We start from the raw sequence: 23,063 nt of genomic DNA on the forward strand, positions 1-23,063 counted from the left end.
AAACGTGTACTTCCATTCACTTGCTGCTGCTACTTCTTTTGTATCTACTACTTTACCGTTTTGTAAAAGATCTACTTTGATCATTTCCGGACGATTTTTCGCGTTATCGTCTTTCCATGTTTTCGTTCCTTCTACTTTTGTTTCGCCTACTTTTGTATTTGTGATGTCAGTACCATTTACTTTGGATTCATATCCTGGTACTGCTTGTTCTTTCACTTCATACTTGTATGCCTTACCTTCTGCATCATATGCTGCTAAATCTTTGAATTCGTATTTCCAGCCTGTTGCTTTGCTTACTTCTTGCGTAGCAATCACTGTACCATTTTGTAAAAGGTCTACTTTAATCATTTCCGGACGATCTTTCGCATTATCATCTTTCCACGTTTTCGTTCCTTCTACTTTTGTTTCGCCTACTTTTGTATTTGTGATGTCATAACCTTTTACTTTGGATTCATATCCAGCTACCGGTTGTTCCTTCACTTCATACTTGTACGCTACTCCGTTTGCATCGTATGCTTGGAGCTTTTCAAACGTGTACTTCCAATTTGTTGCCGCTGTTACTTCTTTTGTATCTACTACTTTATCGTTTTGGAGTAAGTCTACTTTAATCGAGATTGGACGATCTATTGCGTTATTATCGTTCCACGTTTTTGTTCCTTCTACTTTTGTTTCGCCTACTTTTGTATTTGCGATGTCATAACCTTTTACTTCGGATTTATATCCATCTACTGGTTGTTCTTTTACTTCATACTTGTATGCATTGCCTTCGGCATCATATGCCGCTAAGTCTTTGAATCCATATTTCCAGCTTGTTGCTTCACTTACTTCTTGCGTCGCAACTACTTGGCCATTTTGTAGTAAGTCTACTTTGATTGTTGTCGGACGATTTGTCGCGTTTCCGTCCTTCCACGTTTTCGTCCCTTCTACTGTTGTTTGCGCTACTTTTGTATTTGTAATGTCATAACCTTTTACTTCGGATTTATATCCATCTACTGGTTGTTCTTTTACTTCATACTTGTATGCATTGCCTTCGGCATCATATGCCGCTAAGTCTTTGAATCCATATTTCCAGCCTGTTGCTTCACTTACTTCTTGCGTCGCAACTACTTGGCCATTTTGTAGTAAGTCTACTTTGATTGTTGTCGGACGATTTGTTGCGTTTCCGTCCTTCCACGTTTTCGTTCCTTCTACTGTTGTTTGCGCTACTTTTGTATTTGTAATGTCATAACCTTTTACTTCGGATTTATATCCATCTATCGGTTGTTCTTTTACTTCATACTTGTACGCATTTCCTTCGGCATCATATGCCGCTAGATCTTTGAATCCATATTTCCAGCTTGTTGCTTCACTTGCTTCTTGTGTATTGATGACCTGACCATTTTGTAGTAAGTCTACTTTAATTGTTGTTGGACGATTTGTTGCATTTCCGTCCTTCCACGTTTTCGTTCCTTCTACTGTTGTTTGCGCTACTTTTGTATTTGTAATGTCATAACCTTTTACTTCGGATTTATATCCATCTACTGGTTGTTCTTTTACTTCATACTTGTATGCATTGCCTTCGGCATCATATGCCGCTAAATCTTTGAATCCATATTTCCAGCCTGTTGCTTCACTTACTTCTTGCGTCGCAACTACTTGGCCATTTTGTAGTAAGTCTACTTTAATTGTTGTTGGACGATTTGTTGCATTTCCGTCTTTCCAAGTCTTCGTTCCTTCTACTGTTGTTTGTGCTACTTTTGTATTTGTAATGTCATAACCTTTTACCTCGGATTTATATCCATCCACTGGTTGTTCTTTTACTTCATACTTATACGCATTTCCTTCGGCATCATATGCCGCTAGATCTTTGAATCCATATTTCCAGCCTGTTGCTTCACTTACTTCTTGTGTATTGATGACCTGACCGTTTTGTAGTAAGTCTACTTTGATTGTTGTTGGACGATTTGTTGCGTTTCCGTCCTTCCACGTTTTCGTTCCTTCTACTGTTGTTTGCGCTACTTTTGTATTTGTAATGTCATAACCTTTTACTTCGGATTTATATCCATCTACCGGTTGTTCTTTTACTTCATACTTGTACGCATTTCCTTCGGTATCATATGCCGCTAGATCTTTGAATCCATATTTCCAGCCTGTTGCTTCACTTACTTCTTGTGTATTGATGACCTGACCGTTTTGTAGTAAGTCTACTTTGATTGTTGTTGGACGATTTGTTGCGTTTCCGTCCTTCCACGTTTTCGTTCCTTCTACTGTTGTTTGCGCTACTTTTGTATTTGTAATGTCATAACCGTGAACTTCAGATTTATATCCATCCACCAGTTGTTCTTTTACTGTATACGTATAAGAAACACCGCTCGCATCATATGATTCTAAATTTGTAAATGTATATTTCCAACCATTTGCCGCTGTTACATCATGTGTTTCGATTACATTTCCATTTTGTAGTAAGTCTACTTTGATCGTTGCCGGACGGTTGGTTGCATTACCGTCTTTCCACGTCTTCGTTCCTTCTACTGTCATCTTAGCTACTTTTGTATTTGTGATATCATAACCTTTTACTTCGGATTTGTATCCCGCTACCGGTTGCTCTTTTACTGTATACGTATAAGCATTACCATCGTTATCATATGCAGGTAAATCTCCAAACGTATAGTTCCAGTTATTCGCTGCTGTTACGTCTCGTGTTTGAATTACGTTTCCATTTTGCAGTAACTCTACTTGGATTGAGCTTGGACGATCTGTTGCATTGTTGTCATTCCAAGTTTTCGTTCCTGAAACAGATGTCATCTTCACTTTATTTGGAATCATAAGCTTTACACCTTTTTGAGCATTCGCATCAATTGTAAAAGGCACTTTTGCTTGTGGATTGAAATCCAAGTAGTTTGGTGCTGAAATTTCTTGTACATAATAATTTCCTGGATCTAGATTAGGAACTTCGACCATACCTTGTGCATCCGTTGTATACGTATCGCCAATTTGCTGACCTGACTCTGTGTACAATTTAAATGACGCATTCGGTATGAACTTTGTTTCATCTCCAGCAATGTGTTTTACGATTCGTAACGTTCCTTTTGGTGGTAAATCACCTTGAGCACCACCACCCAAATCTATATTTTTAACATTGGCACTCTCTGATTTAGATACTTGCTCTTCACCCATAACCTTGTAGTTTACGGTATAATTATTATAAAATTCTTCTAGTTTCTTTCCACTATCAGTTATATTTGCTTTATATTCAAAAACAAAAGTAAGACCATTGGCTTTATCCTTATTAATAACAGCATTAAATCCGTTATCACCAATAAACGTAACCGTTCCATAACCCAGTGCTTGGAATTCTTGTGGTGTCATAGGGCTAGCAAACCCTCCAATACGGAGACTATCTTGATTAAGCGTTTGCCCCTCTTGTAAAGTATCAGTCAAAACAATATCACTATCTACATTTTGTTTTGACGTATTTACATTTAAAACCCATTGTATTTCATCAGTGTTTTCTGGTTTAATCTCACCTGTTTTGTACGAAAACGGTGAAGATCCACCACCACCAGTCGGGCCGATAATCGTTACCGTTTTCTTTTCTAGCTGTGTACCTAAATTCGTTTCAGTTGTTACCGTTTGTCCCTGTGCAACATCAACTGCTTTAACTTGGAAATAAAAATTCCCTCTAATATTTTGAAGTTTCTCAACTGTATCACTAAATGTACATACGACATTAGTTGTCTTTATTTGACAAGTACCAAAATTAACACCTGCATCATTATTTAATGGAATCGTTCCACTATATCCTTTCAATTCCGAAGGTAACGTTAATGTTAGTGTATCCCCAGCTTTCATTTGATTCCCAGATTTATCACTAAACTGTACTGCTATTCTTGTTGTTTCTCCGGAATTAAGCGTCGTTTTATCGATTGCAAAACTATCAACAAATCCTATTGTATTTAACTCCTGTGCACTTGCTATTATAGATGTGAAACTCTGACCTATAGTAAATATAAAAATCATTATAATCGAAAAAATCGAAGTTATTCTTTTTATCATGTCATTCTCCTATAAATTATAATTAGATGGATTCTAATATGAATATACAATGACAATGACTTAATAGGCTGATGGCATTCCGTTTCTTTCAACTGTTATAAACTAAAAAACTTGAAAATAGATTTCTATAAACGATTTCTCTCCCCTCCAATAAGCTTCAATTCTTTAATCTAACATTAATTTTACTAAGTTTACTATTTACAAATTTAATAGTTATTGATATTATTGTAACTATTGAGGTTACGTATATCATCATCCCTATCAAATCTTGAAAGCGTGTATCATATCTGCCATCTTATGGATAGCATAAATTTCTGATTAATAATGTTTTCAATTCAATGCTATCAGTTTATTCATACTACTTTCTATTATTTTCAGATTCATAGCATCAGTATGTACCAATTTGATAGCACCTTCTTATTGATTCATTATTTTATTTACCAGAACCTTTTGCCCCCTCCTACAGGCATTACCCCCATGCTCTCATCCATAATATAAAACTATTTAGATACCAAAAATAGCTTCTGTAACTTTTGTAACTGATTTTGTAATTAAAAAAACCAAACATAAATTAATACCTCATTTGGGATAAACTTTTAATTTTATACTCCCTCCTACATACACCGAAATATCATCCTTAAGTGCTTGTGCTAAACCTCTGCCTAAATTTTGATTCATTTAGTAAAAACCACAAACAGTTTTGTTTATTCATGTACCTCCTATATATCATTTCCTGGTTTTATAATTAAGTAGTCCTATGCTTTTTAAAAGAATGAACAGTAACGTTAACTAATTTGTGTCAGCTTATGAATTTAGAATTGTAATCACAATCTACATGATTTATAAACTTCATGGTTATATCTCGTTATACCAAACCTTCAATTAAATTCTCAGCATAACGACTAGATTCATAATTAATTGTAGTTGCTTATTTCTTTATTTGCATAAAACCAAACTTCACATTGCTAGATCGGCATAATGGACCTCAATTTCCTTTACAAATATTTGTAATAAATGTGCACTTAAGTCATTAAGGTGTCATAAGAATAACAGAACACTCACACTCTACTTTTACCAATTAATCACATCTCAGTCACCTCGCTATCTATACCCGATATAATATATAAAATAAAACAAAGAAAGAGTAGTAAGCGTAAATATCTATCAAATGGGTGTAAAACTGAATTTTCAGTCTATTCTGTTTAAAGGAGATTTTTTCAGCTACTCTTTCTTTGTATTATGAGTTTAGCACTAAATATAAAGTATAACAAGACAAAAAAACTTAATTTTCTCTTAATTTCGACATTTTTCACGAAACAATACTGGCCATTAATTAGTAGGGGTCCCCTATATCTCCATCAACTTAAGAAGTTTATGACACTCTCAAAATAAAATTGTACATTTTTTCACTAGTTGATGTCGTTTTCCCTTTCGTAACAACTACATTAATAATTACAAGTAAAACTACAATTCCTATTAACGCAGCAAAAATCTTCTTTTTTGTCATTACTAATCCTTCAAAATGTAAAATTTCCAAAGTTATCATAACAGATGCAGTTATGCTCCTTTGTCACATTATGTCGAACTAAAATAATAAAAAAGCATCTGAAACAGATGCTTTTTTATTATCAATACATAAACGTAATTGTCACCAAAGAATACCCTTCTTTTGCATTATAAGGCTCCGCTTTATACGAAACTCGATTTGACCCTTTCGGATAACCGATTTCTCCAATTGCCTTTTTCACATCTTGCAGTGCGCCGTTCATTGATTGTTTGTAAAGGACTTCTATCTTTTCTGGCTTCGCACTATAACGTTGCTGTATTTTATTTTTTAATTCGTTATAGTTATTTGCGATGTATTCATTTCCTAAATAGTTTAACTTTGTATCTTTTAATATTTGCTGATATGCAGGTGTTTTCGTACCGCCTGCCGCAATTTTATTTGTCAGTGTATTATAATAGTTGGTTGTAGCTTGCGGATAGTCCCCACGGTTCCACTCATGATTTCTTACAATTTGATCATCTGATAAGTTGAAATATGAATACGTTACGCGGCCTTGTTCATCTGGAACTGGATCATCAAATGTTGTATCAAGGTGATACCATTTGTTTTCGATCTTCACTACATTCCAAGCATGAGGTTGTCCGTCCCCAGTTCCTGTTACAAAATGATTCTCAATTCCAGCTTCTTTTAATAATTGATAGGTTAATAGAGTATAACCTTGGCAAACGGCAGAACGATTTACAAGTGCTTCATATGCTGTGTAGGCTTTATACGACGTATCGTAAGAAACATGTTTTACTACGTAATCATGAATTGCCTTCACTTTTTCATGATCATCCATTCCTGCTTGAATAATAGAGGAAACAATCGCTTTCGCTTGTTTCATGACATACTCGGTTTGTTCTTTCGTTTCACGATACGTAATCTTTAACGTAAATGTGTAATTTCCAGGCGATCCAGAAATTGAATAGGAAACATTCGATCTATTATAATCTGTATACTCATTTTTACTTGCGACTTCTTTATATACGTTAAAAAGTGTATTCATCACTTCTTTTGTATTACTATTTTTCGTTTTATATGGAAGTGTAATAGTCGTTTCGTATGTATTAATACGCTTTTGTACTTCGTCTTTAAACGCTGTTAATAATGCTGCATCTCCTGTATCCTTTACATCAGCATTTTTATATTTCAAAGTTTTATATAAAAACTGCGCATATTGTTCACGTGTTACTGTTCCATATGGCTCAAATTTCCCGTTGCCTGTACCATCTGTGATTCCGTTTGATTGCACCGCACTAATCGCATTTTCTGCCCAAAATGGACTTGGAACATCATTAAATGTATGTTTTTGTTTAGCAGCAAGATGAAAAGCATTTGTAAGAATTTGTGCCATTTCCGCACGACTCACTGAGGCTTTCGGTCTAAATTGGCCATTTTCATCCCCTTTAAAAACCCCTAGATTTGTTAAAGTTAATACCTCTTCTGGAAACATTGTAGAATCTCGATTAATATCGCCGTAAGGATTTTTAAACGTAGAGCCATCTTTCAATACGTAACGAGTTCCATCATTACTAAACGAACCACCTTGCTTATTTGGGACTAGCACACGATAAATTAATGCTGCCACTTGCTCCCTCGTCGCAACATCCCCAAAACCGAATATTCCATTTCCATAACCTGAAATAATATTTTTACTCGCTAAATCTTTAATCGCAGGATAAGACCAATGCGATGTAGGCACATCAGAAAAAACGCCCGCTTCAGCAGCTTTCACATCACCGCCATTTGTATATAATAAAGCACCACCTATTAGTGATAACGATGTAATTGATTTTAATAGTTTTGTATACATAATGCCTTCTCCCAATACGTCTTCTATTTTTTGTTATTTTTTGTCGAAAAATCTAAAAGAATATGACAAAACACATTATACAATTAAAAGTTTTTGGAGGATATACTAAATTTTAAAATATGCAAAAACTCATATTACTATATTTTTTTGTATTGATATTATGCTATTTTACTTGCGAATATACAAATATAAAACGAATTGTTATAGCAGGAATTCAAAGTCTTCGTCATGCTTCACGAACCTTGAAATGTATTGAAACTGTTTACGCTTTATATAAACGAAACCGCAGTCTGAGACTAGACTGCGGTTTTTCGACGCACAATGAATTACAGAAATCACCAAGAGTTGCATAGTCTTTCATTGTAATTAACTTAACTTTTTATTTACTAATAAACTTTGCAACAGAACCTAGTAAAGTCTCAAAAAATAACTTATTATCAATCAATATTTAGTAAAAACATACTAATACTTTAGAATTTCTTTAATTTTCATTATTCTTTGTTTAAGATTATCCTTTATATTTATAATGTGTTTATTTGAATTTATCGTATTGAAGCGGAGTTTCACATAACCATAAGCAATTCGAAAAATGAAACAATAAAATCCCCATTAGATTAATTATGCTGTTTTTTTTGCGTCTTTTATCTATTTATGTTAATTATTATGCAGCTAAAAAACATACAACTTATTGATGGAGAGATACATAAGAATGTAGTTAAAAAACGAGAGAATGCGACAATTAATATTACAGTTCTATGTGGGAAAATTCAGGTAAATCCAAAGGCATTCATACGGCAATTGATCGGGAGCGTAATTACGTAAATGGTAACATATGAAAACGATGGAGAGAGGAAATAAAATGAATTTAGTGAACTTACGTCCTAAACAGCGGTCTAAGTATCGCATTCTATTAGGGACATGGTATTACTCTACAAAGAGGTACATTCAGTGGTTAACAGACGGAAAAACATATGCAAAAACGTTTCAACAAGAAAAACTACCCTGTACAGCGATTCAGCACCGAACGATACTACTTCGTAAGCTTAAAGATGTAGATATGTGGTATCAACAGAATAAAATTGTTAATTTGAAGATTGCTATTAAACAACTAAATGGTATCGTCATTAGACCGGGAGAAACATTCTCTTACTGGCGTTTAATAGGTAAACCTACGAGGAGAAAAGGGTATGTAGAAGGTATGATACTACACTATGGATCTTTTCAAGCAGGCATTGGAGGAGGGCTTTGTCAGCTTTCAAATTTAATATATTGGATGACCTTACATACACCATTGACAGTAACAGAGCGATATCGTCATAGTTTTGATGTCTTTCCTGATTCCAAGCGGACCCAACCATTTGGAAGTGGAGCGACTTGTTCTTATAACTATTTGGATTTACAAATCAAAAATGAAACGGACCAGTCGTATCAACTTCACCTTTATATTACAGATAAGCATTTAGTCGGTGAATGGAGAGTTGCCCATCCGCAGCTTTATCAATATGAGGTTTATGAAAAAGAACACTCAATCCAATCTGCATACTGGGGTGGTTATATACGACATAATGTTATTCAGCGTAGAGTATATAATCAACAAAAACAGTTTATAGAAGACCAATATGTAACGGAGAATCACGCTATAATGATGTACGAACCACTATTAGCTTATAATAATGAAGAAAGTGAGTGACTTATCATTGCTTACAATCAAATCTGATAAGTATTTTGTAATTATATGTAACATGCGCTTATCTCTTACTATTTGATAGTCTATATATTTTTTTACTATAGTCTCTTTCACTTTAAAAGAATAGGCAATTCTCCAGCAATATCATTTCTCGTTTTTAATGAAAATGTAGTTTATATCTTCCTTTCCAATGAACTGGTTCCTAAACTAAACTGCCCCGTTTCCACAACAAGAAGAGAGCTGTCCATAAGTCGGTTTCACCGACTTATGAGACAGCTCCTCTTAGTTTCCCCTTATTCTATCGATGAATCCAAACTGCACCTGCAGACTTATCTTCAGCTTGGCCTACTACTTCAAACTTTAATCCTAGTTTCGGCAACTTACGTCCTGCATCTGGAATCGCGCTGTTGATGTACTGCTTAGAGTCATCAAATTTTGCAACTCCTGGTAAGCCTTTATAGTCAAAGATACCGCGAGTTGGCGAGTCTACTCTCCATGCTGGCGTTTGATCAAATGAGAATGCCGCATCGGCAATTTGATAACGCGTACTGCTCTTCACAGTCGGTTGTCCGTTTAATGTCCCTACGATTGCCTCTGGATGAGAATCTACTACTCCTAAGAATCCTTCACCTGGATGAACACCTACCCAGTTATCTGTAAAGCTTTGATCCGCATACCATACAACCATTCCTGTATTAAATACTGGGCCACGCGCATGTTGTAACGCCGTGTCAGAACCAGCGTAATTTCTCCACTCCACATAGTAGTTATGTTTTTTCTGTTCAAATCCGTTAGATACAGTAAATCCTTTTAATGTCATTGCTGGTTGGCCTTCTGCATCATCCGAGAAAACAACTTTGCCATCTACAGTTAATGCAGCATTATCTAACGCAAATCCTTTATAAGCTACTGCAATATCTGTTAAATACTCAAATTGTAGTTTTACTTTTTTCCCTTTGAATTGGCTTAAATCATATGATTTATCAACCCACTTACCATCAGTTGTATCCATACCGCCTTTTACATCTTTTTCGCCAATTCTATCAATACGTGTCTTCGTTCCATCTTCTGCAATCGCATTTACGTCAAGGAAATCATACTTCGCTTCAAGTTCATAGAATGCCTTATAATCGAACTTAGCATCTTTTGCATTTGTTAAGTCAAATACTGGTGTCTCAAGTGTTGTATGAATGTCATTTCCTTTTGTACTGTAATAAAACTTCTTACCAAATGCCGCTTCGATATTTTTTATATCTTTGTCCGGCAAGTTAACACGAACGATTCCTGGTCGTTTTGATTTTGTAACACTTTGATCTAAATATGTTGCAACACCAACTCCCGTGCGAAGTTTATCATAATCTACCTCAACGATATTCGCCCAGTTACCATTCATATTCTTTTGGAAAAACTCTTTATTTTGTGGTGAGAAACTTGTTGGCTCTGTTCCTGCAATTTTTCCAGCCCAGCTGCCGCCGCTCATAATAGACCATGACTCAATAGGTTCACCTTGTCCGGAGTACTTTGTATCATACTCATCTGGTAAGCCTAAATCATGACCATACTCATGCGCAAACACACCAACCGCTCCATCTTCAGGCTCGATTGTATAATCGTATGCAGCCATCTTTCCGCCCCAATTCGAAACAGAAGATTTTGTGCCATCAATCGCATATGGTTTTGATCCAAGTTTTGAACGATGAGACCAAATCGCATCATCTTTCAATTTACCGCCGCCAGCTTCTTGACCCACGCCAGCATGTACAACCATTAAATGATCAATAATGCCATCTGGCTCGTTTTTATTTCCATCACCATCTTGATCGTATTGATCAAATTGATCATAGTCTGCTAAATTGATCCCTTTTGCTACCGCTGCTTTTAATGCTTCTTTCACAAGATCGCGTGGCCCTAAAGGACCTTTGTTATCATGACCAGTACCTGCATCCGCACCATAATCTGAAGCCTTTCCTGGAACAGTAAGCCATTCCGTTACAGTTCCATCAACTGTATAGCTGCCGCCAGATTGTTCTTCATAATATTGTTTAAATGTGTTAATCTTCGATCCATCAAATAACGTAAATGGTTCATCACCAAATAACATTTTTTGATAATGCTCACGATTAAAGTCCTTAGAATACATGTATCCTGGCTCTTGATCAATATTGTTATGCTTAAAATCGCTAAATTCTACGAGTAAAACAAGTACTTTATCTTTTCGAACAGCCCCATTGTATTCAGCTTGCCTTGCTGATGTAGTAGGTACTTTTCCATTTAATTTTCCAGGATTCAACCCTGCATCTTGTCCAGCTACTGGTCCTGCTGCCTGCTGCTGCGCCTGTTCATTTTCCTTCATTTTTGCATCTTTTACTTTTTTCATAAAATCAGAAGCTTCTTGCGTAAGGCTATCTCCCGTCAAGATTTCTTTCCCAGGGTTTTCCCCTTTCTTTTTCTCAACATATTTTTCGACAGCCTTTGACGTCTCAGCTTGTGACGCCGATTGATCAATTACGCCCCGTTGTTTTAGCGCTTCTGCCAAACGCTCATCCGGTATTAAATGCTCATCTATTGGTAGAGATGATGTTGGTGTCTCAGCATACGCTGCATGACTTCCAAAAGCAAAACTACTACTTAATACTGCTGCTGTTGCTAAAACTGATAAAGGTTTTAACTTCTTATTCTTTTTCAATGCATTTCCTCCCCTATTGTTGCGAATTTTCGTTTTTTTTGCCGATAGAAACATAATATTCGTATTATAACGAATATTCAATCTTTTTCAACAGATAAAATGTTGAGAAATATTTTTTATACAGGGGGAAATACAACATACAAACAGCCCACCCCGTTGCTATTATTCGTGTAATAGTCATACTTGCTCGATTCACTTATATTTTGGCAGTAAATAAATGAGCACTACCTAAGGAATCCTATTAGATTCCTTTTCTATTTATATTCTAATCACCTTTTTAATTATCAGAAAATTATTGAAAAAGTTTTTTCAATAAGCTGCGATATTTGCTCCGATTAGTTCTTTTGGAGTTGTTTTTTCTGATGATTAAAGGGATCTTTGAAACACATATTAATGTAAGAAATTTAGAAAAGGCGATTGATTTCTATCAAAACAAGCTAGGATTAGCATTAGCAAGAAAACTATCCAAAAGAAGAGTGGCTTTCTTTTGGATAGGAGAAAATAAAAAACAAATGCTCGGACTATGGGAAGTACATAATATTGAAAACTTTGAAACGAAACACTTTGCTTTTGGTGTAGTTTTAGAGTTTTTAAGGACTTCTAAATTGTGGTTAGAGGAACGTGGAATAGAAGTGGTGGGAAGTCAGGAGAAAGGAAATCAAGAGCCAATTGTCCAAAGATGGATGCCCGCTGCAAGTGTATACTTTCTGGACTGTGATGGAAATAAATTAGAATTTATTTCTATGTTATATGATAATCCAGATGAATTAGAATATGCATCCTATATGTTATGATTATGTTGCAAAGATAGGAAAGCAATATTAGATATTACGACACGGAGAATAGCCGATACTCAAATTGAGTATCGGCTATTTTATTGTGTTTATCATTTTAGCCAAGAAGACTCCTTCCCCAAGGAACGTGAAGGGTCACAGCCCATTGAATAGGTAGGAGATGAATTGGCTTCAAACAAGGGTTGGCATGAAGCCGTCTTAATCTAATAATATTTCTACAATAGGGATTACCTTTGATTTTTGAGCACTATAATATACCTCTAGCCCCTGCCTATTATTCGTAACTATTTTTTGAGATTTCATTTTTGCCAAATGTTGTGAAACAGTAGATTGGGGGATATTTAAGATATCTACAAGTTCCTTTACGTTACATGTTCCTCTTGTAATTAGTACTTCTATAATTTTAATTCGTGTAGGATTAGCTAATATTTTTAAAAAATCTGCGTTTTTTTCATAAATTGACATATGAACCTCTCCTTTTTATTCATTACATTCAATTTATATTAAATTACGATTAATGAATTTTTAAATTACCATTTTATACCTTCCGAAAATATTTAAATATCTAACGACATGATATTTAAACATTGCAAGCACCATCAAATCCTGTCTTATTTACTTTAATAAAATAAAACAGTACTAATTTTATTGAAAAGCACTTTGTATCATTATATATTCTCTTTATTACACTCACATAAATATCAAGAATGTATTTTTCATACATTCTTGATATTAGTATGTTCATTGAAATTATAAATACGTTTTTATATTAATTATTTTTCTCTATTTCATAGCTTACTTACTTCTAATTTTTGAAAATCTATTACTCTACGTCATTAGTTTTTCTTTTCTTCATCATAACTATTAGTGTTACTGCTAAGATTGCAATTAAACATACACAGACTCCTATAATAATGTACCACTTTGTATTATTATCTTTTAATTCAACTGCATCTTTGTTTAAGGACTTAGATTCTTTTCCCTTAATTTCGAAATCCTTTTCAAATTCCCAAGTGCGATCCATTTTATCATTCGCAGCTAGCTTCAAATGATATTTTCCAGGCTTTAGTTCTTGATTGTCCCAATTAATTGCAAAGTCAAAGTTGGAATTTGGTGCCATCGACATTCCATCTTTTTTCGTTTCATGGAGTACACTATTAGATCCTTTCTTATATACCTTGGCATCTATATTCAATCCACTAACAATCACAGCTTCTGTATTTTGTAAATTTGCTGTTACTACAGTACGGTAGTTTTCTAAATTAGGTTTGACTTCATTTAATTTCAACTTAGGTTCTACTTCTTTTGAAGTTTCTGTAAGCTTTGCGCCAATAACATATGAATAATCGTTTTTAATTTGAACAGATTTTTCTTCTTCTTTATCAGCATTATCTGCTTGCTTATGAATATAGAAACCACCTAAAATGATCCCATCATAACTTTCTTCTGGCATTTGAATCGTAAATTCTACTTTTTTCTCTTCATTTGGTTGTAGCGTATGTTTTGTTTCGCCAGTAATTAATTCTTCAAATGAATATTTCATACTACTATCTTTTTTCTCAAGCTTTTTACTATAGTCAATAACCCCGTTTCGATTCGTAGCAGCCGTATGAGGTTCTATAGTAAAAGTGGAAACTTTATCAGAATGGTTTCTTAATGTCAATGAAATCGTCTGTTTCTGTCCTGGTTCCATTTTCAAATCAAAATATGTTAAATTCTTATCTATTTGATTCTCTGGAATATTCGCTTCTATTGAATATTTCATATCTGCCGCTTCTACGTTTACTCCAAATAATCCTAAGATGCATACAGTAAAAAGTAATATTTTTTTTATTTTATTCATCTGTTTATCCCTTTCTAAAACGAGAATGGACAACCGTCACAAAGCTCTCACTTGTATTGGTTGTCCCATTTCGTTATTTATTATTTCGGTGCGTCAGCAAGTTCCCAATTAATCGTAGCTGTATAGTCTATCCCCGCATCAGCAGAACCTTCTAATACCTTTAATTGGACTTTATCGTTATTTCCTGCTTCTCCAGAAAATACATCTATCCAAGTACCACGCCCAGCGTCTACTCCTGCATCCATTAAGACTTTTGCATCACTATTATTAAAAGTCACATCATGATGAACAGCTTCTTTTGAAACGTTATTTGGTTTTGTTTTTACTTCTCCATTTTTGAAGCTCAATTCTGCGCCTTTTAATACTTTTGAACCATCTTCATTCGTAAATTCGCTTGCTGTTGCTGATAATGTCCAACCAGCGCCTGTTCCGCGGTTATCTGAAACTTGAACAAAAGGATTTTCATTTTGAGCATTGTAAACTTGTGTACCTGAAGTAATCTCATGTTCACCAAACTCAATGTTTGAAACGTAATCAATTGATAACGGACCTTCATTACCAGTTCCGCCATTGCCTGGATCTGTTGGATCTGGATTTACAGGTGGATTAGGGTTTCCTGGATCTGTTGGATCTACTGGATTTGTTGGATTTGTATTTGCTTTAAAAATAATATGATTCTCTGACGTTGCCTTACTTGCCGTATCCGCATGTGCAGTTGTACCAAGTGCTAATGCACTCGAACCTAATAGAGTAGCGATTGCTGCTAGTTTCATTGTTTTCATAACGATTCTCTCCCTTATTATTTTATTCTTGTGGAGCGTTTGATAACGTCCATGTTAACTCTGATTCATAGCTACCAGCGTAATTTCCAGATGGAATTTCTAATGTCGTATTCTCTCTAGCAAATTGATCAGCCCATGTTCCTAAGCCTTGTCCTTTTGCCGCTACCATAACTACATTCGAATCAGCATTAACAACAACTGCTTTTGTACTTGGTGCATCATCATTGTTATTAACATTATTTGTCAATAGATTACCTGCTGGTAAAGTTAATTTAGCTCCTGCTAATGTATGTCCTTCTGCAGACTTAAATTCTTGTGTTTGTGCCACAGTTAAAGTCCATCCATCACCAGTTCCGCGTTTATCTGTTACTTGGACGTTTGGATCTTTATCACTGTCTTGGTTTGCTGTTAATGTTATAGCTCCTGATTGCAGTTGAAAACTCCCAAAATCTAAGCTAGAAACATGATCAATTGTTAAGTTTCCAATTTGTCCTGTTGGTGGATCTGTTGGATCGATAGGATCTACCGGAGTTGTTGTATCTCCCGGTGTAATTTCTACCGTCGCCTGTGATTTCGCTGGGCCTTGTTCTTCTGCTGATACTGCTGTTGCAGACGCTACTCCTACACCTACAAATGTAGCGATTACAGCAGGTACGACTTTATAAAATCTCATTTCTATTCCCCCTATTGAAGTTTTATTTTAAGTTTCCTATTTTTTATGCTTGAGGTGCGTCTAATAGAGTCCATGTTAAAGTAGAAACATATTCACCAGCATAGTTACCACCAGGTACAGTGATTTTCACTTGATCTTGAGCAAATGAATCAACCCATGTTCCCATACCTTTGTGCTGTTCAGCAGTCATGATCGTTTGTGTTGTCGGAGAATCTGTGTCTAATGCAACTGCTTTTGGTGTCGGCTGTTCAGATACGTTACCTGGTGTAGTTTTCATTGTTCCTTCTGGTAAACTAACTACAGCGCCTTTTAATGTTTTTGTATTGTCGTTAACATCTTGGAAAGGTGTTGACGTTACCTGTAATGTCCATCCTTGACCTTCACCACGATTATCCGTTACTTGTACGTTTGGTGATGTACTAGTTGTCGTATATTCTACTTTCCCACCATTTAACTCATGCTCGCCAAACTCTAAAGGAGTAACGTTATCAATTGTTAACGGTCCTACGTTTCCAGTTTCGCCGCCTGGTTCACTTGGCTCAAGTGGATCTGTAGGGTCTGTAGGATTGTCAGCAGGATTCAATTTCACGTGTGCTCCTGAAGTAGCACCTTTTCCATCCTCAGAACCCACTACTGTCTTCCAATCTTCTGCTGCGAATGTAGGCATAGAAGCTGAAAATAGAGTTGCAGTTGTAAGTACGCCCGCTAATAATAACTTTTTATTCATATAAATTCCCTCTCTCTTCTATATTTTTTATATTAGATTTCATTAATAACAAACTAGCTAATCCTATTAAACCAATTCCCATCGCATAATAAGGAGCGGAAGCCTTCCCCCCAGTTTGTGGGAGATTTATTTCACCGCCTGGTTGTGAAGGATTCTTTTCATTAGGATTAGTGGAACTATCATTTCCTTCAACAAACCTTATACCAGCAGTACTTGTAGTCTGATCAGCCAAGGCTTTGTCATATGAAGCTGAAAAAGTGACGATTCCTACTAAAGTAATCATACCTACTATTAGCTTCTTCATAACTCTCCCCCCCAATCTCTTTTAATATTAATCTTAATAGATGAACTAACGAATTATCGATTAAGGCGCGTCTTCTAAAGTCCATGTTAATTCACCAGCATATGAACCGATATGTGCTGATGGATCTACTTTTAGTAATAACCCCTCATCGTTTTTCCAGTTTAGATTAATATCTGAATAGTCTTCAGGAGATTCACCAGACTCCACAATAACAGAAGTATTTAATAATAGTTCTTCTGTCTCTCCATTAGACTTTTTAAAGAATAAGCCTTCTAATGTATGGTTTTCTTTAGAAACAAGGGGTTTTGTAAGTTCTGCTTTTATCTTCCACTTACTTCCTTTTCCTTTGCTATTAATGATATGAATAGGGTAATCGGTTGCCCGTTCGCTAATCTTTGGAGTCGAACCAATTTGTGTTGCAACAAACTCAACATCCTTCATCTCATCAGCAAAAGTTAACCTTTTTATTACATGTAAAGTAAATTTACCAATGTTGGATTGTAAGTTATCTTCATCAACAGCATAAACAGAAATCGTTTGCGGACCTTCATTTACTCCTGAAGTAGGAAGTTCTCCTGCAAATTCAATTGCTTTTCCTGGGGTACTATTCGTAACTTTCGTAAAAGCAACCGGTTCGTTATCACCAATCACATAGTAAAGAGTCAGCTCTTTGCCAGCACCGTCCAAATCACTCACAGTACCAGAGAAATCAAATCCTTTTCCATAATCGATTTCCACCTCTTTATTTTCCTCAGTTAAAGTAATTTTAGGTGGGCTTGATATAGATATCTGTAAGCTTTTCACTTCGGAGTTCGCACCCTCTTCATCTGTTACATAGACTTCTAAGTGGTTGTCTCCTAATTTGAACTTGTCCTTTGGAATCGTATATTTCCAATCTTGGAAAGTGTTTTCCTGGTCTGATTGAAGCTGTTCCTGACCAATTACTTCACCATTTAACTTATATGTAATTGTAACTTTTGTACCATCTTCATCTTTCCATTTCCCACTTACCTCAACATCTTGATCCATAGGTACTTTAATTGTTTCATTTTCTTGATTTAAGCTTACTTCAGGTGCCTTATTTGCACTAATTGTATAGCTTGATTTTGAAGCTCTTGCATGGTAGTTGTCTCCATAAAAATTACTATGCTCACTTACTACAGTATCCTGTCCAACTTGTCCTGTTTTCACATCAAACAAAATTGTTTGCTTCGCATTACTTAAATCCATATCTGAGATAGGTACATTTAACGTACCATCCTTCCAATGCGAATCATCCAAAGGAGTCTCTTTACCTGATGCGTCTTTCAATCTTAGGCTTCCAGGAACGTAACTCACATTGCTATCAATCTTACTTGATACATTAATGTTTTTCCAAGCTTGCTTACCACCAATATAATTCGCTTCCAGGCTGTACGTTAACTGTGTACCACTTGCAACTTTTGTGCCTACTACACTTTCATTAGTCGTACTATCTAGAATGTCTTCTTTTACCTCAGCCTCAACAAGCCCTGGTACCTCATCAAATACGATTCGATTCATTTCAAAGCTTCCACCTGTAGAACCAGTAAAGCCCCAGTACACTTCCGTTGTCCCAAAGACATCATTTACATCGATTGGAACAGAAACACTTGATAATCCTTCTAGTTGATACGTTAGGACACTTTGCTTGCTATCCCAATTAACAGTAAAATAGCGCCAAGTATCGTCAGATAATAGACCCGGAAACTGAAGATCGTTATGAATCATTCTTCGGTCTTTAAAAATTAACCCATTATCATCATATGTCTCTTTTTTCCCCGGATAGTTCCACGCAATATGATCCTGCTGAGGAACCCCTCTATCAAAATCTTTATTAAAGTAGGTATCAAATTCGACTGCAAAAGAATTCATAATTGCCATTCCGAATTTTTTAGGCTCTGTTGAATCCCATACACCTATCCTAGCACCTTCTCCAGTTCTAAAAGCTGCGTTTCCATTTGGATCGTTATGCATGACAAATGCCATTCCATCAGCTGAATCTTCCCCAGAGTCACCAAAGTAGATATACATTGCTGCTTCAAAATCTTTTGTTAAATCCATTTTATTTTCGTTTGTTGACCAAACCGCTCCACTCTGATCCTTTACACTGTCTGTTAACTGAACGATATCGAACTTATCATTTGATATAAGTGTACTGTTAGAGCCTGAAGGTACAGTAAAAATATTATCCAGTTTGATAGCACTCGGTGGAGAATCTTGCATTTCACTTGCAAAAACTTGGCTATTACTTGATAAAAATAATGATGTTCCTAGTAGCAAGGCCAAAGAAGACATCTTTATTGCTTTATGCATTTTCCACCCCTCTCCCTTCTATATTATTTCTACAATAAATATATTCACATAATTTACAGCCCCATAGAAATGAAATAATTCTTTTAAAATAGAAAAAAAATATCTTTTTCATCTGCTATGTTATGGTATACGCAATATAATGAAAGACTTCGTTATTTGATGAAAATGAGTAGCGAAAAAAAAGCTTTGTGAATTTCACAAAGCTTTTTTCAACGTATGACTTATTTTTTGATTTTAACAAGTTGTACTTCTTCTACCTTGCTTTTAGTATCTTGTGCTTCATCTTTAGGGTCTTTATTAAACTCTAATACACCTACAGATTTTTCTTCACCTTTTACTTTGTTATATGCAACATCATCTACGATTGCAAACATATCTGCATAAGAGCGACTATCACCGATGATTGTGTTACCTTCGTATTTTAATTTAACACCGTCAATTGTCATGTTTTCTACTTTTTCTTTCGTAAATAATACACCTTGATCCGCTGTTACAGCTGGTAATTTATCAATTGCTTTTGTATTATCATCTTTTTCTACTTTCTTAAGTAGCTCTTTTTTCACTAGCTCTTCACCAGTTTTTTTATCCATTACAAGTACTTCCTTATCTTCTACTATTGCAAGTTTCATTTTATACACATCTTTTTCTTTTACATCATTTTTCTTCTGATCTGCTAATTGTTGAACTTGTTGTTCTGTTCCGTATACTACGAGACCATTTGATCTCTCTCCTAATAAAGAACAACCTGATAATGCTCCGAATGAAATTGCTGCTGCTAATCCGATTCCTACTAATTTTTTCATTTTTTCTTGTCTCCTTTTTATATACGTAATAGTAAATACAATGTGTTTGCTAAGACTACAATATATACTGCTATATTTTTAGTTTAGCAATGCAAGAGTAGTTTTTAGTTCTCAGTCTTCTTTTGAAAGGACAATTCCTTTATATAATTGCACTGTAATGAAATAGTAAGTCGCGTAAATGACTACGAAAATGGCAATTGGGAACCAAATTTTGAAATATGGATCAGCCAATATGAACGAGAAGATATTCATACCAACTAATACATGTGCAATCCCGACAATTGCCGGAAATAAGAATACTAAGAATAACTCTTTATAAATTGATCTTGTTAATAATTCACGGCGAACACCAATTTTACGTAGCATTTGATAACGTGTAATATCGCTTGATGCACCGGATAGAATTTTAAACATTAAACAACTTGCCATCATTGCTAAGAAAGCAATTCCGAGGAAGAAGCCCATGAAGACTGTTCCACTGGCCATACCATAGCTCATTTCATAAGATTGATATTTACTATGCATCATTTCAGCTTTTACATTTTTATATTTAGCTTGCTGCAACTTGTCGATTTTTTTCCATTCTTTCTTATATGTTAAAAAATCATCTGTTTTCCCAATGACTACAGTGCCCTCTGCTCCTTTTAAACCAACATACATTTTTTGATCGACAATTTTAATTGTTTGATCAGGGTGTACATAAAATGGTTCAAGCGAATAGAAAGCATCATCCCATTCTTGTGGAATTACATTATCAGACTTTTCTTGGCTGAATCTTGAAATCGCTCCTACTGGTAATTCTTCAGAAGCTTTTTTCACCTTATCCTTATCTTTCCCTTCTTTAATACTATTAACATCATTTATGAGAGGGGGATTTTTCTCTAAATCTTCTTTTACATAATAAACATATTTATCATCAGTCTTATAACGGTATTCGCCTTTCTCTTTAAATGTAATACCATCTAAAATTTTCTTTTCTTCAGCTGTTGGGTTGTGAATCGTAACATCATAACTTGAAGGATCATCTAAAGCCAGCATAATGTTATTTTTGAATGCCATACCACCAGAAATTGCCCCAGCTCCCAGCGCAACTAGCATGGCTACAGTTGCTAGTACTTTTGTTAAGCTATTAATACGGAAGTTTAACTGCGCAAATGTAAAAGCATTCAGTCCTTTTTCAGTACGGTTTTTATTACCTTTCAGCTTTTTAATAAACAGAGGTAGGAACGTTCCAAATAACATGTAAGTTCCAGACGTTACAGTAATTAATGCGATTATGATTCCTATTTCTCTTAATTTTTCCATATAAATCATAGAAGCATAACCGATTGCTAATAAAATAATACCAATGACAGCAAAGAAAACAGTTTTCGAACCTTTCACAGAAACACGGTCTGTTTTTGAATCAGCATGAACAAGTTGCAGAACTGTTATACGTGATAATTTAATACTATTCACAATTGCTGATAGCACAAATAATACAAAGAAGAAAATACAAGTAACAATTGTAGATGGAACATAAAATGCATGGTATCCAGGTGCTGTGAAATCGAGTTGCTGCATCAGTAATTTACCAATTAACTGTGCAAGCCCTATACCAACAGCAACCCCGACTACAAGTGATGCGGCACCTAAGACAATTGTTTCAATAAACATAAGTAGTGTAACTTTATGCTTCTTTGCTCCCAACATCATATACATACCAAATTCTTTTTGACGAAGTGACAATAAGAAAGAGTTTGCATACAAGATATAGAAGAATGTGATAATGGCTAATAAAACTGAGCCCGCTTGGAATACAAATCCAATTGACTGAATAACAGAATTCGCTTCAATGAATGCTTTATTTAATGCTAATGTTTGAAACATATAAAAGATTGAAATGGACATAATAAGGCCAACTAATAAGACAATGTAATCTTTTAGTTTACTTTTCAGTCCTGACATGGAAAGTTTGAACAACACATTACAACTTCCTTTCTTATGCTTTGTTTGTACCTAGGTCAGCAAGTACATTTAAAATTTCTTTATAGAACATTTCACGATTTGTTGTGCGGTGAAGTTCTTTATACAGCTCCCCATCTTGAATAAATAAAATACGTTGACAGTAACTCGCACTAAATGGATCATGTGTAACCATCATAATTGAAACATCCTGTTCTTCGTTTAAACTCTTCATTGCTTCCAAAAGACTGGTTGCGTTTTTAGAATCTAGCGCTCCAGTTGGCTCATCGCCTAAAATAATCGCTGGCTCATGAACAAGTGCACGCGCTGCGGCAGAACGTTGTTTTTGTCCACCAGACACTTCTGAAGGATACTTCTGAAGTAACGCTGAAATTCCTAACATTTCCGCTACTTTTTCGACTTTCGGTCCAATCTTTCGTGAAGGTACACCTTGTAGCGAAAGTGGTAATGCAATATTTTCGTAGATTGATAAGTTTTCTAATAGGTTAAAATCTTGAAAAATAAATCCGAGCTTTTGTGAGCGGAAATCTGAGAGTTCACTCTGCTTCATTTTTGTAATATCATTTCCATCAATTTCAACTGTGCCATCCGTCGCGTTATCTAATGTAGAAATGACGTTTAATAATGTTGTTTTCCCTGATCCAGATGGTCCCATAATCCCAACAAACTCACCTTTTCTGATTGAGAATGAAACACCTTTTAATGCGTATGATTGATTTTCACCTTTTTTACCATATACTTTCTTAACACTTTTTACGTCTACAACAGGTTTTTGCATATTCATATACCTCCTATACTTGTTTTTCCTTTTCTTATTTTGCGCCTTTTCGACATAAACTAACATCTGTGAATGTTACAAACACCTTACATTTTTGTAATATAAAAAACATCGCTTATATCATGTGCATAAAACGCGAGTGTGTAGATAGCTGTCTTATTTAACACAGAACAAGTTTAAATGTACTCAGACGAAGGAAATATAAATACAAGGGGTAGTGAATGGGTTATTATTACAGACCGCATAGTAACTGTTTGACGAATTCTTTTTTATTTTTGATTTTTCCTGAC

The 23,063-nt window shown here is 35.2% G+C and carries 16 protein-coding genes and 1 pseudogene; 3 read left to right on the forward strand and 14 right to left on the reverse strand.

From position 1 onward, the window contains the following. From ACQKNR_RS17420 to ACQKNR_RS17430, 3 genes are all read right to left on the reverse strand, one after another. A partial coding sequence (locus ACQKNR_RS17420) for a Cna B-type domain-containing protein (protein ID WP_427319079.1) occupies positions 1 to 4,035 on the reverse strand: 4,035 nt, incomplete at its 3' end. 1,372 nt (positions 4,036 to 5,407) lie between these two features. Next, positions 5,408 to 5,542, reverse strand: coding sequence for a hypothetical protein (locus ACQKNR_RS17425; protein WP_427319503.1), 135 nt, complete (start codon positions 5,540 to 5,542; stop codon positions 5,408 to 5,410). A gap of 121 nt (positions 5,543 to 5,663) precedes the next feature. Continuing rightward, positions 5,664 to 7,397, reverse strand: coding sequence for an S-layer homology domain-containing protein (locus ACQKNR_RS17430; RefSeq protein ID WP_427319081.1), 1,734 nt, complete (start codon positions 7,395 to 7,397; stop codon positions 5,664 to 5,666). Positions 7,398 to 7,603: 206 nt separating this feature from the next. Here ACQKNR_RS17430 and ACQKNR_RS17435 point away from each other — a divergent pair. Together ACQKNR_RS17435 and ACQKNR_RS17440 are read left to right on the forward strand one after the other, a co-directional pair. Continuing rightward, a pseudogene (locus ACQKNR_RS17435) lies at positions 7,604 to 7,750 on the forward strand (IS6 family transposase); the annotation flags it as partial. 506 nt (positions 7,751 to 8,256) lie between these two features. Beyond that, positions 8,257 to 9,087 (forward strand): VanW family protein, encoded by an 831-nt coding sequence (locus ACQKNR_RS17440; RefSeq protein ID WP_427319083.1) that lies wholly within the window; start codon positions 8,257 to 8,259, stop codon positions 9,085 to 9,087. Between the two features lie 295 nt (positions 9,088 to 9,382). Here the strand turns inward: ACQKNR_RS17440 and ACQKNR_RS17445 are convergent, their stop codons facing one another. Beyond that, positions 9,383 to 11,770 carry an immune inhibitor A domain-containing protein gene (locus ACQKNR_RS17445; RefSeq protein WP_427319085.1) on the reverse strand — a complete coding sequence of 796 codons (2,388 nt, stop codon included), beginning with the start codon at positions 11,768 to 11,770 and terminating at the stop codon, positions 9,383 to 9,385. Between the two features lie 362 nt (positions 11,771 to 12,132). Between ACQKNR_RS17445 and ACQKNR_RS17450 the strand changes: the two genes are divergently transcribed. Continuing rightward, on the forward strand, positions 12,133 to 12,564 hold the full coding sequence (locus ACQKNR_RS17450; RefSeq protein ID WP_427319087.1) for a VOC family protein: 432 nt from the start codon (positions 12,133 to 12,135) through the stop codon (positions 12,562 to 12,564). A 198-nt stretch (positions 12,565 to 12,762) separates the two neighbouring features. On the opposite strand, the gene ACQKNR_RS17455 is transcribed toward ACQKNR_RS17450, so the two are convergent. From ACQKNR_RS17455 to ACQKNR_RS17500, 10 genes are all read right to left on the reverse strand, one after another. Next, complete coding sequence (locus ACQKNR_RS17455) at positions 12,763 to 13,029, reverse strand: ArsR/SmtB family transcription factor (protein WP_427319089.1); 267 nt, start codon at positions 13,027 to 13,029, stop codon at positions 12,763 to 12,765. A gap of 358 nt (positions 13,030 to 13,387) precedes the next feature. After that, a complete protein-coding gene (locus ACQKNR_RS17460; protein WP_427319091.1) occupies positions 13,388 to 14,407 on the reverse strand; it encodes a DUF916 and DUF3324 domain-containing protein in 1,020 nt (339 codons plus the stop codon). An 80-nt stretch (positions 14,408 to 14,487) separates the two neighbouring features. Then, positions 14,488 to 15,189: a WxL domain-containing protein gene (locus tag ACQKNR_RS17465; RefSeq protein ID WP_427319093.1), complete on the reverse strand. Its 702-nt coding sequence runs from the start codon at positions 15,187 to 15,189 to the stop codon at positions 14,488 to 14,490. A gap of 22 nt (positions 15,190 to 15,211) precedes the next feature. After that, positions 15,212 to 15,862: a WxL domain-containing protein gene (locus tag ACQKNR_RS17470; protein WP_427319095.1), complete on the reverse strand. Its 651-nt coding sequence runs from the start codon at positions 15,860 to 15,862 to the stop codon at positions 15,212 to 15,214. 43 nt (positions 15,863 to 15,905) lie between these two features. After that, positions 15,906 to 16,589 (reverse strand): WxL domain-containing protein, encoded by a 684-nt coding sequence (locus tag ACQKNR_RS17475; protein WP_427319097.1) that lies wholly within the window; start codon positions 16,587 to 16,589, stop codon positions 15,906 to 15,908. Next, positions 16,582 to 16,893, reverse strand: a complete 312-nt coding sequence (locus ACQKNR_RS17480) for an LPXTG cell wall anchor domain-containing protein (protein ID WP_427319099.1) — start codon at positions 16,891 to 16,893, stop codon at positions 16,582 to 16,584. Before ACQKNR_RS17480 ends, ACQKNR_RS17475 begins: the two co-directional genes overlap by 8 nt. Before the next feature lie 60 nt (positions 16,894 to 16,953). Then, the gene (locus ACQKNR_RS17485) at positions 16,954 to 19,227 is read right to left on the reverse strand and encodes an L-type lectin-domain containing protein (protein ID WP_427319101.1); all 2,274 of its coding nucleotides are present in this window, start codon (positions 19,225 to 19,227) and stop codon (positions 16,954 to 16,956) included. Positions 19,228 to 19,448: 221 nt separating this feature from the next. Then, positions 19,449 to 20,030 (reverse strand): lipoprotein BA_5634 family protein, encoded by a 582-nt coding sequence (locus ACQKNR_RS17490; protein ID WP_427319103.1) that lies wholly within the window; start codon positions 20,028 to 20,030, stop codon positions 19,449 to 19,451. 111 nt (positions 20,031 to 20,141) lie between these two features. Then, positions 20,142 to 21,995 (reverse strand): FtsX-like permease family protein, encoded by a 1,854-nt coding sequence (locus ACQKNR_RS17495; RefSeq protein ID WP_427319105.1) that lies wholly within the window; start codon positions 21,993 to 21,995, stop codon positions 20,142 to 20,144. Positions 21,996 to 22,011: 16 nt separating this feature from the next. Continuing rightward, positions 22,012 to 22,773, reverse strand: coding sequence for an ABC transporter ATP-binding protein (locus tag ACQKNR_RS17500; RefSeq protein ID WP_427319107.1), 762 nt, complete (start codon positions 22,771 to 22,773; stop codon positions 22,012 to 22,014). Positions 22,774 to 23,063: the final 290 nt, after the last annotated feature.

Origin of the sequence: Bacillus sp. NPDC094077, from assembly GCF_050279465.1 — a bacterium.
Lineage (GTDB): Bacteria > Bacillota > Bacilli > Bacillales > Bacillaceae_G > Bacillus_A.